The organism is Serratia plymuthica NBRC 102599 (assembly GCF_001590925.1).
Lineage (GTDB): Bacteria > Pseudomonadota > Gammaproteobacteria > Enterobacterales > Enterobacteriaceae > Serratia > Serratia plymuthica.
In genome coordinates this window covers 15,651-31,783 of sequence record NZ_BCTU01000042.1, presented here as the reverse complement: position 1 = coordinate 31,783, position 16,133 = coordinate 15,651, and the positions used below count along the sequence as shown (strand labels likewise).

Below are 16,133 nucleotides of genomic sequence, written 5' to 3'. Positions count from 1 at the left end.
AAGAAGATTACAGTGGTTTAGAGAGTGATCGAGGCCATTACAGAGATGTGCAAGCTAATGCCAGACAGCAAAACAACTTGTGTAACTATTGTGTCAACTAAAAAGAAAAAGGCGCTTATCAAATGAGATAAAGCGCCTTTTTTCAACAACCTGACTGACTAGTATCAGTTCATGCCGTATTTTTTCAATTTCTTACGCAGCGTACCGCGGTTGATGCCCATCATCAGAGCAGCACGGGTTTGGTTGCCACGGGTGTATTGCATCACCATGTCCAACAGTGGCTGTTCAACTTCAGCCAAAACCAGCTCATACAAGTCATTAACGTCCTGACCATTCAGTTGAGCAAAATAGTTCTTCAGTGCTTGTTTAACCGAGTCACGCAGAGGCTTTTGAGTCACTTGATCCTGTGAGTTCACGGTAGAAACGGTCAGTACGTCAGAATTTACGCGTTGTTCGAACATAGTTCTGTCAGCTCTTTTTTGTTACGCAAGATTTTCGAAATATGCCTCCAACGCCTCCAGCTGTTCGCTGGCATCCTCTATGGCGTTGAATGTGCGCCGAAACTGGTCATTCGGGGCGTGTTCCTGTAGATACCAGGACACGTGCTTACGAGCAATCCGGAATCCCTTGCCTTGGCCATAAAAGCCGTGCAATTCCCGAATATGCCCTATCAACAAGCGCTTAACCTCGCCAAGCGGCAAAGGTGGCAGCAACTCCCCAGTGTCCAGATAATGCTGGATTTCCCGGAAGATCCAGGGTCTCCCCTGAGCAGCGCGGCCTATCATCAGGGCATCGGCCCCGGTGTAGTCGAGCACTGCTCTGGCTTTATGCGGGTCAGTAATGTCTCCATTCGCGATAATCGGAATGGAAACACTCTGCTTAACTGCCCGAATGCTGTCGTACTCCGCGTTGCCGTTGAACAGGCAGGCACGGGTTCGGCCATGAATAGTCAGGGCCTGTATACCACAATCTTCGGCCAGTTGGGCAATCTCTACACAGTTACGGTGTTCTGGCTCCCAGCCGGTGCGAATCTTAAGCGTTACCGGCACATCCACTGCGTTAACTACCGCATGGAGGATCTGTTTAACCAGATCCGGGTACTGCAGCAACGCAGACCCTGCAAGCTTCCGGTTCACTTTTTTGGCCGGGCATCCCATATTGATGTCGATGATCTGTGCGCCGCCGGCCACGTTAATCCGCGCCGCGGCAGCCATATCATCGGGATCGCATCCGGCAATCTGCACGGAACGGATCCCAGGTTCATCGCTATGTACCATACGCAGACGCGACTTATCCGTCCGCCATACCTCCGGATTGGAGGAGAGCATTTCGGATACAGCCATCCCAGCACCCATTGCATGACATAGGGTTCTAAACGGGCGATCTGTAATGCCGGCCATAGGGGCCGCAATCAAGCAATTTGTAAGCTGGTGGTGTCCAATGCGCATAGACAAAGAGTAACCATACTGTGTCCGCAAGGGCGCGTATATTACGCATTTTTGCGTTGAGATGAAAGGCCAAACTTTGACCAATTTGCCGTTATCGGGCAGAGAAAAGGGGCTGCGTCAGGTTTCATAAAAATATTGTATATATTTTACAATGAGTTGACTTTAATTGATTGTTTTTCGCACAATAAAATATTCCCGACACAACAGAATTTTATCTGTAATCAGCGCGGATTCCACTGGAGAACGGTATCAATATACGGTGTTTATCAGGGTATTCCGTTGAGAATAGGCTGAATTACGCTTAACCGACGGAACAGGTGTTTATTCGCCGCCGGTGGTCAAAACCGGCGGTGAAGCCCTGCGGATGCCCTTAGTCGATGATGACCCGGCCATTCAGCGGCTGTATCGGGCGGTTGTTCGCATGCCGGACTACGTTCTTGAATTGAGCAATCTGTTCGGCCGACGCGCTGACCGGTTTATCCAGCACCATCCAGCTAACGCCTTCGGAGCAGGGTGGCGTGGTCAGCGAACCGCTGAAGCGATAGAAGTTAAACTGCTTCGGCAGCAGGGCCTGGATATCCAGCGGAGCGCTCAGCACGGCGGTTTGATTGATGGCAGTCGGTATCTGTTGCCACGCCTTCGCCAGTTGCGCGTTTGCCTTGCCTGGCTGGAACATCAACGCCAGCACCGCCAGTTCGCCGTCTTTGCCTTTATAAACAAAGTGGGCTTCCAACGGGAACTGTTTGCCGTCAATTTCGTTTTCGCTTGGGGCGTGGAAGTGGAACTGCTGCAGCGTGAAGGTGCTGCTATCCAGCACCAATGTATTGCCGCCGCTGACGTTGACCTGCACGGTGTGACCGTTGTTGACGATCTGCTGCTTGCCTGGTTGGAATGCCAACTGCAATTGGGCGTGATGGGTTTTCAGGGCGCCTTTGATATTGATCGGCGACTGATTCTTACCGGTTTCGCACAGCGAAAAGTCTGGGGAAAGTTTGCCCCAGTGCGCCGGATCTTCCTGGCCGTCATAGCCCCAATGCGCCTGTTCAGCCGCAGTGACCGCAAAACTGCCGGCTAAAAGCGCGGCAATCAATAAGTGACCTTTCATGTTAACTCCCTTTAAAAACGACGGTGTGAGGTTTGTTTGAAGAGTCGCCGTCGCCTCTGTGGGCGTTGGCGTCAGGGGGAAGAGAATACACCTACTAACAATAGGTATAAATCGGTCAGGCGAGAGGGAAATAAAAAAATCCACCGGAAGGGAGTAACTTCCGATGGATTTTTGCATGAAAGGGCGGTGTGATTAGTTACGCTGGCCGGTGATGCGGCACCATTCTTCGCGCTCTGCGACCGGATCGAGCGTGAATTTATCTTCATAGGCTTCCGCCACGCTTGCCGCCTGGGTGGCCAGCACGCCGGACAGGCCCAGATAGCCGCCGGACTTCGGCAGGCAGCCGATCAGCGGCGCCAGCTCGCGCAAGGGGCCGGCCAGGATGTTGGCGACCACGACGTCAGCCAGCAGGTCGGCCGGTTGGTCTTTCGGCAGATACAACTCCAGACGCTCTGAAACGCCGTTACGCTGCGCATTGTCGCGGCTGGCCTGAATGGCTTGGGGATCGATATCGATGCCGATAGCGCGCTCTGCACCGAGCTTCAGTGCGGCAATCGCCAGAATGCCGGAACCGCAACCGAAGTCGATAATGGTTTGTCCGGTCAGATCGAGGCCGTCCAGCCACTGCAGGCACAGCGCGGTAGTCGGATGGGTGCCGGTACCAAACGCCAGGCCTGGGTCGAGCATCACGTTGACCGCGTCAGGATCGGGCACGTCGCGCCAGCTTGGGCAGATCCACAGGCGCTCGCCAAAGCGCATCGGGTGGAAGTTATCCATCCACTCGCGTTCCCAGTCCTTGTCTTCCAGCTGTTCAATCTTGTGGCGGAAACCGGCGCCCAGCAGCGGATGCTGTTCCAGTATCGCCACCACTTCGGCCATGTCGGTTTCCGCGTCGTACAGCCCGATCACGTCGGTATCGCCCCACAGCAGGGTTTCACCCGGCAGCGGCTCGAACACCGGGTTGTCGTGGGTGTCCTGGAAGGTTACCGATACCGCGCCGCTTTCAACCAGCGCGTCGCTCAGGTCTTCCGCCTGGCTGCCGGTGGTGTTCAGTTTTAGTTGGATCCAAGGCATAGCAATTCTCTTTAAGAGGGTAATGATGACGTCACCCGGCGCTTTTCGCCGACGACGTTACCGATATAAAACGCCAGCAGGCTGAGTAACAACGAAGGCACGATGGGGTGCAACCCCGCCAACTGCAGCTTGAAGCTGGCCAATAGCGTATAGCATACCGCACCCGTCACCATTGAGCTAAGCGCTCCCTGCGCGTTGGCGCGTTCCCAGTACAGGCCAAGCACCAGCGGCCACAGGAAGACCGCTTCCAGGCCACCAAACGCCAGCAGGTTCAGCCAGATGATCATTTCCGGCGGTCGCCAGGCCGCCAGCAGCACCAGCAGACCAAGGATCAACGTGGTCAGGCTGGAGAAACGCTTGATCAACCTTTCGTTCTGCATTTGCTGCGGGCGCACGCCAAGATAGAGATCTTTGACGATAGTGGCGGAAGATTGCAGCAGTTGGGCGTTAATCGTCGACATGATTGCCGCCATCGGTGCGGCCAGGAAAATGCCGGCGGCGTACGGCGGCAGCACGGTGATCATCAGCGTCGGGATCACCTGATCGGGGATCTTCAGATCCGGCAACACCGCGCGGCCCAGCGCGCCGGCCAGATGCATGCCGAACATCAGCACCGCCACCACCATGGTGCCGAGGATAATGCCGCGATGCACCGCTTTGCTGTCCTTGTATGAGATGCAACGCACCGCAGTGTGCGGCAGGCCAATCACGCCAAAGCACACCAGGATCCAGAACGATGCCATAAAGGGCAGACTGAGGATCTGCTCGCCGCCCTGCGGCGATACCAGCGCCGGGTCGATCTGCTGCAGTTTGTCCACCGCGCTGTGCAGGCCGCCGGCAGCGTGGATCACCGCAACCAGCAGCAGCACGGTGCCAAGCAGCATCACCAGCCCTTGCATGGCGTCATTGAGCACGCTGGCGCGGAAGCCGCCAAAGGCGGTATACAGGGCGATGCTGATGCCGAAAATCAGCAAGCCGGTGTCGTAAGGGATACCGGCAGCGGTTTCCAGCAGGCGCGCACCACCGATAAATTGCACCGTCATGGCGCCCAGGAAAGCCACCAGCAGGCTGAGGCTGGCCAACCATACCAACAGGCGGCTTTGATAGCGGCCGTACAGCATGTCGTTCAGGGTGATGGCGTTATAGCGACGCGCCAGAATGGCGAACTTTTTGCCCAGCACGCCGAGCGACAGCCACACCGCAGGCAGCTGGATCATGGCCAGCAGCACCCAGCCCAGGCCGTATTTGTAGGCGGCGCCGGGGCCACCGATAAACGAACTGGCGCTGATATAGGTGGCGGTCAGCGTCATGGCCAGCACGAAGCCGCCCATTGACCGATTACCGAGGAAATATTCGCTGAGGAAGTTACCGCTCTGACGCCGGCTGTAAGCATATACCGACAGGCCGAACACCAGCAGCAGATAAGCGATCAACGGCAGGATCACTTCAGTTTGCATCGCCATCCTCCAGCGAAATATCGCGGAACACGCCGCGTACCATCAGCCAGCACAGGCCGATAAACAGCAGAGGCACCAGCAGGCACGCCATTTCGAACCAGTGCGGCAGGCCGGTGATGCCGGCATCGTTGTCCGGCAGATAGGCCGCCAGCGACCAGGCCAGCAGATAGAGCAGCGTCAGCACCAGCGCCCAGCGCGCTTCGCGGTGTGCTTGAATAAAGCGTTTGTCCATCAGTGTCTCCCACAGGTTTAGGGTGAGGGATGTATCAAAGGTAGGGAATTTTACGGCATGTCGGCGTTTTGCCAAGCCGTTACTTGCCTGAAACGAAAAAGAAAAAGGCCGGTGATTAACCGGCCTTCTGTCAGGCAATGCGAGTAGCCTGCCTTAGGTTTCCTGCAGACCCAGCTTTTTCTCCAGGTAGTGGATGTTGGTGCCACCGTGCTGGAAGTTTTCGTCGCTCATGATCTTTTGCTGCAGTTCAACGTTGGTTTTGATGCCATCGATGATCAGCTCAGCCAGGGCGTTCTTCATGCGGGCAATGGCCACGTCACGGTTTTCACCGTAAGTGATCAGTTTGCCGATCATGGAATCATAGTACGGCGGTACGGTATAACCGGCGTAAATATGAGATTCCCAACGCACGCCGAAACCGCCTGGCGCATGGAAACGGGTTATCTTGCCCGGGCTTGGCAGGAAGGTGTTCGCGTCTTCGGCATTGATACGGCATTCCACCGCGTGGCCGTGAACCTTCACTTCGTCTTGTTTGATCGACAGCGGCTGCCCGGCAGCGATGCGCAGCTGCTCTTTGATCAGATCCACGCCGGTGATCATTTCGGTCACCGGATGTTCAACCTGAATACGGGTGTTCATTTCGATGAAATAGAACTCGCCGTTTTCATACAGGAACTCGAAGGTGCCTGCACCGCGATAACCGATTTCCACACAGGCCTTCGAGCAACGCTCGCCGATGTAACGGCGCATTTCGCTGGTGATGCCCGGTGCCGGAGCTTCTTCAACCACTTTCTGGTGGCGGCGCTGCATGGAGCAGTCGCGCTCGGCCAGATAGATGGCGTTGCCCTGGCCGTCCGCCAAAACCTGAATTTCGATATGACGTGGGTTTTCCAGGTATTTCTCCATGTAAACCATGTCATTGTTGAACGCCGCTTTGGCTTCAGCTTTGGTCATGGCAATGGATTGCTCGAGATCTTTGTCGCTGCGCACGACGCGCATGCCACGGCCGCCGCCGCCGCCGGACGCCTTGATGATCACCGGGTAGCCGATGCGCTTGGCGAAGGCACGGTTTTTATCCATGTCGTCGGTCAGCGGGCCATCGGAGCCTGGAACGCAAGGCACGCCGGCTTTCTTCATGGCGTTGATCGCAGAAACCTTGTCGCCCATCAGGCGGATGGTTTCGGCTTTCGGGCCGATGAAGATAAAGCCGGAGCGCTCGATCTGCTCGGCGAAATCGGCGTTTTCGGACAGGAAGCCGTAGCCCGGGTGGATCGCCACTGCGCCGGTGATTTCCGCCGCAGAGATGATGGCCGGGATGTTCAAATAGCTTTTTACCGAGGGCGCAGGACCAATACAGACGGTCTCGTCAGCCAGCAGTACGTGTTTCAGATCGCGATCGGCTGTGGAGTGCACGGCAACGGTTTTGATGCCTAGCTCTTTACAAGCACGCAGGATACGAAGCGCGATCTCGCCGCGGTTGGCGATAACAATTTTATCAAGCATGTTCGCCTCGTTATTCGATGACGACCAGTGGCTCGTCAAATTCAACCGGTTGGCCGTTTTCTACCAGAATAGCTTTAACAACGCCGGATTTGTCCGCTTCGATCTGGTTCATCATTTTCATGGCTTCAACGATGCACAGAGTGTCGCCGGCGTTCACTTTCTGGCCGACTTCGATGAAGGCTTTCGCATCCGGGCTTGGCGTGCGGTAGAAAGTGCCGACCATTGGAGAACGAACGATGTGGCCACTCATGGCCGCTGGTGCTGCCGGGGTTTCTGCGGCAGGCGCGCTGGCAACGGCGCTAGCCAGAGCTGGCTGCGGCTGAGGCTGCATGGCATAGGCCTGTGGCATCATTGGGTAAGCCTGCACCGGAGCGGCACGGCTGATGCGAACCGACTCTTCGCCTTCAGAGATTTCCAGTTCAGAAATGCCTGATTCTTCAACCAGTTCGATCAGTTTCTTGATTTTACGAATATCCATGAGTGTGATTCCGTACTCTTTTTGCGTAGCAATTAGTGGGTTTTTGACAGACGGTTAACCGCTGCCTGTAAAGCAAATGTGTAGCCATCCGCGCCGAGGCCGCAAATCACGCCTACCGCAACATCGGAGAGGTAGGAATGATGGCGGAAAGGCTCGCGGGCGTGCACATTGGAGAGATGGATCTCGATAAACGGGATCTGCACCGCCAGCAATGCATCGCGCAGCGCCACGCTGGTATGCGTGAACGCGGCAGGGTTGATCAGAATAAAATCTGTGTTGCCGCGTGCCTGATGTATGCGATCGATCAGCTGATACTCGGCGTTGGATTGCAGATGGCTCAGGGTGATATCCAGCGCGGATGCCTGGTTTTCCAATCCGTTAACGATCTCTGTCAGCGTCGTGCTGCCGTACTTCTCCGGCTCACGCGTCCCCAGCAGATTCAGATTGGGGCCGTTCAGAAGCAAAATGTGAGACTTGTCTGCCATTGTGCTGGTATCTCCGGCAATAAAACCATCATCGTAGAAAATAACCCGATGTCACCGATTTGTCACCTGTTAAGGGGGAAATTCACCCTGTGAACAGGAGCAAGGCCGGGCATTATAACGATATCGTAGCAATTCGCAGCTAAATACTGGTCTTATCAGCGAAGATATTCAACCCTAAATCAGCAAACTGACGATGGCGTTATCGCATTATGAGGGATAGAACACAGAAAAGTTCCGCCCTTTAACGCCACCAATTGCGGAATTTCTTGTATCGCAGTGCCAGCAGCAGTATAGCCAACAGGGCGTAAATGAAAGGCTGCGGCGAAAAAGTTTTTACCGACCACAGGTAGTGAATCGGTGCCAGTATCGCCACCAGATAGACGAAGTTATGCAATGTCTGCCATTTGGCGCCCAGTTTGCGCATGGCCCACAGCGTAGAGGTGGCAGCCAGCGCCAGCAGAATCAGCCAACTGATAATGCCGAGTGTCAGATAAGGACGAGTCACCAGCTCGCGCCCCAGAAGACCGATATTGCTCAGCCCCAACTCAAGCGTCGAATAGCTTATCAGATGCAGCGTGCCCCAGGCAAAACACCACAACCCCACCAGGCGGCGGCAGCGGATCAGCAGCGGTTGGCGGGCATAGCGCGCCAGCGGGGCTATCATCAGGGTCGCCAACAGCAGTTTCAGCGTCATCCTGCCGGTAAAATGCTGAATATCCTTGGCCGGATCGGCGCTGAACCAGCCCTGATCCACCGCCAGCACCAGCCAGAGGAAAGGCAGGAATGCCGCCAGATAAATGGCGACCTTGATCCCTTTGATGTGAGTCGGAGTTAAACGCACTTAGAAATTCTCCCGCAGGTCCATTCCGCGATACAGCGACGCCACCTGATCGGCATAGCCGTTGAACAGCAGCGTCGGCTGACGTTTGACATCCAGAATGCCGCCGGAGCCGATAAAACGCTCGGTCGCCTGCGACCAGCGCGGATGATCGACGTGCGGGTTCACGTTGGCGTAGAAACCGTATTCATTGGGTGCGGACTCATTCCAGGTCGTCGGCGGTTGATCGCGCACCAGGCGAATATGGACAATCGATTTAATGCCTTTAAAACCGTATTTCCATGGAGTGATCAGCCGCAGCGGCGCGCCATTTTGCGGCGGCAGCGTTTTGCCGTACACGCCAACGGTCAGCAGCGCCAGCGGGTTCATGGCCTCATCCAGACGCAGCCCTTCGACATACGGGTACTTCAGGCCGCCGCCGATAAAACGATCCTTCTGGCCCGGCATCTGTTCCGGATCGTACAGCGTCTGGAAGGCGACATAGCGCGCATTGCTGTTCGGCTCCGCCAGTTTGATGAGTTTACCCAGCTCAAAGCCAATCCAGGGGACGACCATCGACCAGGCCTCCACGCAGCGCATGCGGTAGATGCGCTGTTCCAGTGGGAAGCGTTTGATTAAATCATCGATATCCAGCGTGATGGGTTTACCGACTTCACCGTCGATGCGCACCTTCCAGCCTTCGGTTTTCAATCCGCCGGCATTGGCGGCGGGATCGGCCTTATCGAGACCGAATTCGTAGAAATTGTTGTAACCGGAAACCTTGTCTTCGGGCGTCATGGCCAGTTGCGCCTGCCAGGCGGGCGGCTTGCTGAACGCCAGCGGCTTGCCCGCCGGAGCTTTGGGCCGATCGTTACCTTTGAACCATGACAACACATCGGCCTGCGCATTAAGCGGCAGCGCCAAGGACGCGGCGGTGATACCTAACGCCTGCAGCACTTTGCGCCGCTGATAAAACACGCTCTCGGGCGTGACGTCGGCCTCGGTCAATTTTGGGGATTTGCTCATGGTGTTTTTCTCCGCATTTTTACCCGTCGCCTTGCAAAATGGGGCGTTCAAAGCTGCGCCGGTCAGACTGACTGTAGAGGCCGCGTATATTCGCCCCGATGAACGCGGGCGCAGTAGCCGCGCCCCTGCAATACGCTGGGGTATATAAAGGTAAGCATGGCGTGAAAGCAGGGCTTATGCGAGAGGTGGCAGGAAAATATGAAATTTCGCAGAGCGGTTTCCCCCCGTCGCCGGGGGGCGAGAAGATTTAGCGGATCTTCACCAGCGTGCGGCCGGTGACTTGGTTATCCAGCAACGCTGCGGCGGTGGCCGGCGCCTGTTCCAGCGTAATTTCCTGCGTGGCCTGCTGGTAGAAGCTGTCCGGCAGGATACCGGCCAGGCGTTCCCAGGCGGTTTGGCGGCGGTGCAGCGGGGCGTGTACTGAGTCCACACCCTGCAGGCGTACGTTGCGCAGAATAAACGGCATCACCGTGGTCGGCAGGTGGTAACCGCCAGCAAGCCCGCAAGCGGCGACGACGCCGTTGTAGTTCATCTGCGCCAGCACCCGCGCCAACAGGGTGTCGCCGACGGTATCTATCGCACCGGCCCACAGCTGTTTCTCCAGCGGACGCGGCGCTTCCAGGTAGCCGCTACGCGACAGCACCTCTTTGGCGCCCAGCGCTTTCAGGTAGTCGACGTTGCTTTCGCGGCCGCTGATCGCGGTGACGTGATAGCCCAGGGCCGTCAGAATGGCGATTGCCGCGCTGCCAACGCCGCCGCTGGCGCCGGTCACCAGAATGTCGCCGTCATCCGGGTGTACGCCGCCTTCCTCCAGCGCCATCACGCATAGCATGGCGGTAAAGCCGGCGGTGCCGAGGATCATCGCTTTACGCTCATCCAACCCGTGCGGCAGCGGCACCAGCCATTCGCCGGATACCCGCGCCTGTTCTGCCAGGCCGCCCCAGTGATTCTCGCCGACGCCCCAGCCGGTGAGCACCACGCTCTGGCCCTCTTTAAAGCGCGGGTCTCGGCTGTCACGCACCGTACCGGCGAAGTCGATGCCCGGTACCATAGGAAACTGGCGGATGATCTTGCCTTTGCCGGTGATCGCGAGCGCATCTTTATAGTTAAGGCTGGACCAGTTGACGTCGATTGTCACATCGCCATCGGGCAGTTGATCGCTGCTGATCTCTTTGATGTGCGCCAAAGTTTGCCCGTCTTGTTGTTCCAATAACAGTGCACGCATGTCACTCTTCCTCTCGTTATCATTTTTGCCATATATGGCTGAATCAGACTTATTTGACTATATGCTTACTAAGACGCTTATGTCCTGATAAAGGGCAAAAAATGACGTTTTAAGGTTTCCTTCTCAGGCCGGGCTTGATAGGTTGATCGGCACGATTTACTGCCTGACGTTGGCGGAACGAATGAAGTGCATAGTCAGTTATTAATTAAGAAATCAGGGTATTGAGTTGCATTCATTTGAGCGGATTCGGGGCCTTTATATCTCCAAAGGTGAAAATTCACGTAACCATAACGGACAAGGCACAGGGATGCGATTTACCACCAAACTATCAGCGCTGATCACCCTGCTTGTTGCTCTGGCGATGTTTTTGATGCTGATGGGGTGCTCATACAGTTTCTTCTACGTGACTCAGGATCGTCTGGAGCGCCGCTTCGATTCGCTGGTGACGTCGCTCGATCAGTCAATGCTGCATGGTTCTCCCGATGAACAGCAACAATGGTTGCCGCTGGTGATGCGCCCGCTTGGTATCGTGGCCGTCAGCGTCGATAGCGGCCGCACCAATCTCTTCACTTATAAACTGCCGACTTTGAAGTTGCCCTGGGATTCGCTGAACGGCTACCGCCAGGTTTCCCGGTCGCTGCTGCAGCACCCAGGCAGTTCGCTCCACATCACCTATATCGATCCGTTCGTCAGCGATGTGCGCTCGCTGCAATCCACCGGGGCTGTGACCTTGTCGATTGTCGCGATGGTGGTGATTTTGTTGTTCAGCCTGCGCTGGTTGCGTGAGCAGGCAGAGGGGGAGGATCTGCTGGAGCGCCGTGCGCGCCGCATCCTTAACGGTGAACGAGAAAACGTGATGCAGGGCGATGTGCGCGAATGGCCGGCCAACGTCAGCGGTGCGCTTGATCGCCTGCTGGCGGATTTGGCGGAAGCGCGTGAAGAACGCAGCCGGGTCGATACGCTGATCCGCGCCTTTGCCGCACAGGACGCAAAAACCGGGCTGAACAACCGATTGTTTTTTGATAACCAACTGGCCACTCAATTGGAGGAGCAAGGCTCGCACGGCATCGTCATGATGGTGCGGTTACCCGATTTCGATACGCTGCGGGAAACCCATGGCAACACGGCGGTGCAGGAACTGATGTACTCGCTGGTCAATTTGCTGTCGACCTTTGTGATGCGCTATCCGGCGGCGCTGTTGGCGCGCTATTTCCACAGTGATTTCACCGTGCTGTTGCCGCACCGCACGTTGAAAGAGGCGGACGGCATCGCCGCGCAGTTGGTGAATGCCATTGACTCATTGCCTTCAACGGCGCTTATCGATCGCGAAGCGTTTTTGCATATCGGCATAGTGGCGTATCGCAGTGGGCAAACCCCGGAACAGGTGATTGATTACGCGGAGCAGGCAACGCGTCACGCCACGTTACAGGGGGAAAACGGCTGGTACGTTTACGACAGCCAGGTGCCCGAAAAAGGGCGCGGCAGCGTTAAATGGCGAACCCTGCTGGAACAGGTATTGGTACGGGGCGGCCCACGCCTGTATCAGAAACCGGCGGTAACGGTGGAAGGGGACGTTCATCACCGCGAGATCATGAGCCGGATTTATGATGGAACCCAAGAGTTGCTACCCTCGGAATATATGCCGCTGGTGCAGCAGTTGGGGCTGGCCGAAAGTTACGATCGTCAGCACATCAGCCGCATTCTTCCCTTGCTGGCGTTGTGGCCGGAAGAGACGCTGGCATTTACGCTGTGCGTCGATTCATTATTGCAGCGCAGTTTCCAGCGCTGGCTGCGCGATACCCTGCTACAGTGTGAAAAAAACCACCGTCGACGAATTCTGATTGAACTTGCAGAGGCAGACGTGTGTCAACATATCGACCGTTTGCGACCGGTGCTGAGATTGCTTTCAGGATTGGGGTGTCGTCTTGCCGTTTCTCAGGCGGGGTTAACCGTGGTCAGTGCCTCTTATATCAAGTCCTTACCGGTGGAGATCGTCAAACTCCACCCGGGTTTAGTGCGGGGGATTGATAAGCGTGATGAAAATCAGCTGTTCGTTCAGAGCCTGACCGGCGCCTGCGAAGGCACCCGTGCCAAGGTGTTTGCCGCCAGCGTGCGGACGAGCAACGAATGGCAGACGCTGAAAGAGCGCGGGATCCTTGGCGGGCAAGGTGACTTTTTTGCGCCGCCGGAGCCGATAGACGTGGGGCGTAAAAAATATTCGCGTCGTTATCGCGTTTAACCTGAATGCCGGGCAAAAATTGACGTAGAATGAGCGCCAATTCATCCGGGCTATCTTATCTGTCATTTTGGGATTATCCCCAAACTGCCTGCGACAAGAACGCCTATTTGATATAGGCTCTTGTCAGTCCTTTTCTGTTGTACGTTGGTAGGTGCTTACCACCCGCGTCAATCAGGGAATATGTTAGATTTTATGAGCTGTGTTACGCCGTTTCGTACGCTGACAGGGTGGTAAACTGAGCCTTTGTTCAGGGAATTCAGGCCTCATCCAATTTCCGTGCATTCGAGCAGAAACAATACAGACTATTTTTCACCGAAGTAGAACGTTTTTGCGCCTTGTCGCTGCTTCGTGTGGTTGGTAAAGTAGGCGGATTTTATTTTCCGCCCCCAGCTTGCAGGATTATCCTTTAGTTATGTTTAAGAAATTTCGTGGCATGTTTTCCAATGACTTGTCCATCGACTTGGGTACCGCCAATACCCTGATTTATGTTAAAGGGCAAGGCATTGTACTGAACGAACCGTCGGTGGTTGCCATTCGCCAGGATCGTGCCGGTTCACCCAAGAGCGTTGCGGCCGTGGGTCATGCGGCAAAACAGATGCTGGGCCGTACGCCCGGCAATATCGCGGCTATTCGCCCGATGAAAGATGGCGTAATCGCCGACTTCTTCGTGACCGAAAAAATGCTGCAGCACTTTATCAAACAGGTTCACAGCAACAGCTTCATGCGGCCAAGCCCGCGTGTGTTGGTGTGTGTACCGGTTGGCGCAACTCAGGTTGAGCGCCGCGCCATTCGCGAATCCGCCCAAGGGGCCGGTGCGCGTGAGGTGTTTCTGATTGAAGAACTGATGGCTGCCGCGATCGGTGCCGGCTTGCCGGTGTCTGAAGCGACCGGTTCCATGGTGGTTGATATCGGTGGCGGTACCACTGAAGTCGCGGTGATCTCACTGAACGGTGTGGTGTACTCCTCTTCCGTACGTATCGGCGGCGATCGCTTCGACGAAGCGATCATTAATTATGTGCGCCGTAACTATGGCTCGCTGATTGGTGAAGCGACTGCCGAGCGTATCAAGCACGGCATCGGCTCAGCTTATCCGGGCGATGAAGTGCATGAAATTGAAGTTCGCGGCCGTAACCTGGCTGAGGGCGTGCCACGCGGCTTTACCCTGAACTCCAATGAAATCCTCGAAGCGCTGCAGGAGCCGTTGACCGGTATCGTCAGTGCGGTGATGGTGGCGCTGGAACAGTGTCCGCCGGAGCTGGCCTCCGACATTTCCGAACGCGGTATGGTGTTGACCGGCGGTGGTGCACTGCTGCGCAACCTGGATCGCCTGCTGATGGAAGAAACCGGTATCCCGGTTGTCGTGGCAGAAGATCCGCTGACCTGCGTAGCCCGCGGCGGCGGCAAGGCGTTGGAAATGATCGACATGCATGGCGGCGATTTGTTCAGCGAAGAATAGTCAGCCCCAGGAAAGAGGAACCGTATCGGATGACAGCGCAAAGCGGAAATCAGGTACGGTTCCTTTTTCTGTTGTCGAGGAACTCGCATAATTTATGAAGCCGATTTTTAGCAGGGGGCCTTCCCTGCAACTCCGACTTTTTTTGGCGGTGATTGCGGCCATTGGCCTGATCGTTGCCGATAGCCGTCTCGGTACGTTCGTGAAAATTCGCAACTACATGGACACGGCCGTCAGCCCTTTCTATTTTTTGGCCAATGGGCCACGTAAAGTTTTGGACGGCGTTTCAGAAACGCTGGCTACCCGCCAACAGCTGGAGCTGGAAAACCGAGCTCTGCGGCAGGAACTGCTGCTGAAAAACAGCGACACTCTTCTTCTTGGCCAATTCAAGCAGGAAAACGCCCGCTTGCGTGAGCTGCTAGGCTCGCCGCTGCGCCAGGATGAACACAAAATGGTCACCCAGGTGATCTCTACCGGTTCCGATCCTTATAGCGATCAGGTCGTGATCGACAAAGGTTCGGACAACGGCGTTTATGAAGGCCAGCCGGTGATCAGCGATAAAGGCGTAGTCGGCCAGGTGGTGGCGGTGGCGAAGTTCACCAGCCGCGTGCTGCTGATTTGCGACGCCTCGCACGCACTGCCGATTCAGGTGCTGCGCAACGATATCCGGGTGATTGCCGCAGGCAGCGGTTGCGCCGACGACTTGCAGCTCGAGCACCTGCCGAACAATACCGACATCCGCGTGGGGGACGTGCTGGTCACTTCCGGCCTGGGCGGCCGCTTCCCGGAAGGTTATCCGGTAGCGGTGGTCTCCTCGGTTAAAGTGGATAACCAGCGTGCTTATACCGTGATCCAGGCGCGGCCAACCGCAGGTCTGCAACGCTTGCGCTACCTGCTGCTGCTGTGGGGTGCCGATCGCAATGGCGATATGCCGCTGCCACCGGACGAAGTTCACCGCGTCGCCAATGAACGCCTGATGCAGATGATGCCGCAGGTGCTGCCGCCGGCTGATGCCATGGGCCCGCAACCCTCCCTGCCTGCCGCTGCAACCGGTGCCGCTGCGACGCAGACCGCCGCACCGGCTGCGGGAGCCTCGCAATGAACCGCTACCGCAGCAACGGGCGCTGGGTAATCTGGCTGTCATTTTTGGTGGCGCTGGTGCTGCAAATCATGCCGTGGCCGGAGCAAATCTATATGTTCCGGCCGTCCTGGCTGGCTTTGATCCTGATTTACTGGGTGATGGCGCTGCCACACCGGGTGAATGTCGGCACCGGCTTTGTGCTGGGGCTGGTCATGGATCTGATCCTCGGCTCCACGCTGGGCGTACGCGCGCTGGCGTTGGGCATCATCGCCTATCTTGTGGCGTTCAAATTCCAGCTGTTCCGCAACATGGCGCTATGGCAACAGGCGCTGATCGTCGTACTGTTATCTTTGGCGATGGACGTTGTGGTGTTCTGGGCTGAGTTTTTAGTGATCAACGTCTCTTTCCGCCCAGAGGTGTTCTGGAGTAGTGTGGTTAACGGCATTCTGTGGCCGTGGTTGTTCCTGCTGATGCGCAAAATCCGCCGTCAGTTCGCCGTACAATGAGGAT

The 16,133-nt window shown here is 56.3% G+C and carries 16 protein-coding genes; 4 read left to right on the top strand and 12 right to left on the bottom strand.

The window, feature by feature from the left end; translation table 11 throughout:
• Positions 1 to 164: 164 nt before the first annotated feature.
• From fis to acuI, 12 genes are all read right to left on the bottom strand, one after another.
• On the bottom strand, positions 165 to 461 hold the full coding sequence (gene fis, locus SPL01S_RS23145) for a DNA-binding transcriptional regulator Fis (RefSeq protein WP_000462905.1): 297 nt from the start codon (positions 459 to 461) through the stop codon (positions 165 to 167).
• Positions 462 to 482: 21 nt separating this feature from the next.
• Complete coding sequence (dusB, locus tag SPL01S_RS23140) at positions 483 to 1,448, bottom strand: tRNA dihydrouridine synthase DusB (RefSeq protein ID WP_063203023.1); 966 nt, start codon at positions 1,446 to 1,448, stop codon at positions 483 to 485.
• 370 nt (positions 1,449 to 1,818) lie between these two features.
• Complete coding sequence (locus SPL01S_RS23135) at positions 1,819 to 2,553, bottom strand: carbonic anhydrase (protein WP_063203021.1); 735 nt, start codon at positions 2,551 to 2,553, stop codon at positions 1,819 to 1,821.
• Positions 2,554 to 2,745: 192 nt separating this feature from the next.
• Positions 2,746 to 3,627 carry a 50S ribosomal protein L11 methyltransferase gene (gene prmA, locus SPL01S_RS23130; protein WP_063203019.1) on the bottom strand — a complete coding sequence of 294 codons (882 nt, stop codon included), beginning with the start codon at positions 3,625 to 3,627 and terminating at the stop codon, positions 2,746 to 2,748.
• Positions 3,628 to 3,638: 11 nt separating this feature from the next.
• Positions 3,639 to 5,084: a sodium/pantothenate symporter gene (panF, locus tag SPL01S_RS23125; RefSeq protein WP_004948678.1), complete on the bottom strand. Its 1,446-nt coding sequence runs from the start codon at positions 5,082 to 5,084 to the stop codon at positions 3,639 to 3,641.
• Positions 5,074 to 5,316 carry a YhdT family protein gene (locus SPL01S_RS23120; protein ID WP_063203017.1) on the bottom strand — a complete coding sequence of 81 codons (243 nt, stop codon included), beginning with the start codon at positions 5,314 to 5,316 and terminating at the stop codon, positions 5,074 to 5,076. The genes panF and SPL01S_RS23120 overlap by 11 nt, the downstream gene beginning before the upstream one ends.
• Before the next feature lie 153 nt (positions 5,317 to 5,469).
• Complete coding sequence (gene accC, locus SPL01S_RS23115) at positions 5,470 to 6,819, bottom strand: acetyl-CoA carboxylase biotin carboxylase subunit (protein ID WP_004948672.1); 1,350 nt, start codon at positions 6,817 to 6,819, stop codon at positions 5,470 to 5,472.
• Between the two features lie 10 nt (positions 6,820 to 6,829).
• Complete coding sequence (gene accB, locus SPL01S_RS23110; RefSeq protein ID WP_062868854.1) at positions 6,830 to 7,297, bottom strand: acetyl-CoA carboxylase biotin carboxyl carrier protein; 468 nt, start codon at positions 7,295 to 7,297, stop codon at positions 6,830 to 6,832.
• A gap of 32 nt (positions 7,298 to 7,329) precedes the next feature.
• The gene (gene aroQ / locus SPL01S_RS23105) at positions 7,330 to 7,782 is read right to left on the bottom strand and encodes a type II 3-dehydroquinate dehydratase (RefSeq protein WP_004948665.1); all 453 of its coding nucleotides are present in this window, start codon (positions 7,780 to 7,782) and stop codon (positions 7,330 to 7,332) included.
• A 241-nt stretch (positions 7,783 to 8,023) separates the two neighbouring features.
• Positions 8,024 to 8,623: a protein-methionine-sulfoxide reductase heme-binding subunit MsrQ gene (gene msrQ, locus SPL01S_RS23100; protein WP_063203015.1), complete on the bottom strand. Its 600-nt coding sequence runs from the start codon at positions 8,621 to 8,623 to the stop codon at positions 8,024 to 8,026.
• Positions 8,624 to 9,625 carry a protein-methionine-sulfoxide reductase catalytic subunit MsrP gene (gene msrP / locus SPL01S_RS23095; protein ID WP_004948661.1) on the bottom strand — a complete coding sequence of 334 codons (1,002 nt, stop codon included), beginning with the start codon at positions 9,623 to 9,625 and terminating at the stop codon, positions 8,624 to 8,626.
• Positions 9,626 to 9,872: 247 nt separating this feature from the next.
• Positions 9,873 to 10,850: an acrylyl-CoA reductase (NADPH) gene (gene acuI / locus SPL01S_RS23090; RefSeq protein WP_063203013.1), complete on the bottom strand. Its 978-nt coding sequence runs from the start codon at positions 10,848 to 10,850 to the stop codon at positions 9,873 to 9,875.
• Positions 10,851 to 11,157: 307 nt separating this feature from the next.
• On the opposite strand from acuI, the gene csrD reads away from it, so the two are divergent.
• From csrD to mreD, 4 genes are all read left to right on the top strand, one after another.
• Complete coding sequence (gene csrD, locus SPL01S_RS23085) at positions 11,158 to 13,089, top strand: RNase E specificity factor CsrD (RefSeq protein ID WP_062868851.1); 1,932 nt, start codon at positions 11,158 to 11,160, stop codon at positions 13,087 to 13,089.
• A gap of 412 nt (positions 13,090 to 13,501) precedes the next feature.
• Positions 13,502 to 14,545 (top strand): rod shape-determining protein MreB, encoded by a 1,044-nt coding sequence (gene mreB, locus SPL01S_RS23080; RefSeq protein WP_063203011.1) that lies wholly within the window; start codon positions 13,502 to 13,504, stop codon positions 14,543 to 14,545.
• Between the two features lie 94 nt (positions 14,546 to 14,639).
• Complete coding sequence (gene mreC, locus SPL01S_RS23075) at positions 14,640 to 15,644, top strand: rod shape-determining protein MreC (RefSeq protein WP_062868850.1); 1,005 nt, start codon at positions 14,640 to 14,642, stop codon at positions 15,642 to 15,644.
• The gene (gene mreD, locus SPL01S_RS23070; protein WP_004948651.1) at positions 15,641 to 16,129 is read left to right on the top strand and encodes a rod shape-determining protein MreD; all 489 of its coding nucleotides are present in this window, start codon (positions 15,641 to 15,643) and stop codon (positions 16,127 to 16,129) included. The genes mreC and mreD overlap by 4 nt, the downstream gene beginning before the upstream one ends.
• Positions 16,130 to 16,133: the final 4 nt, after the last annotated feature.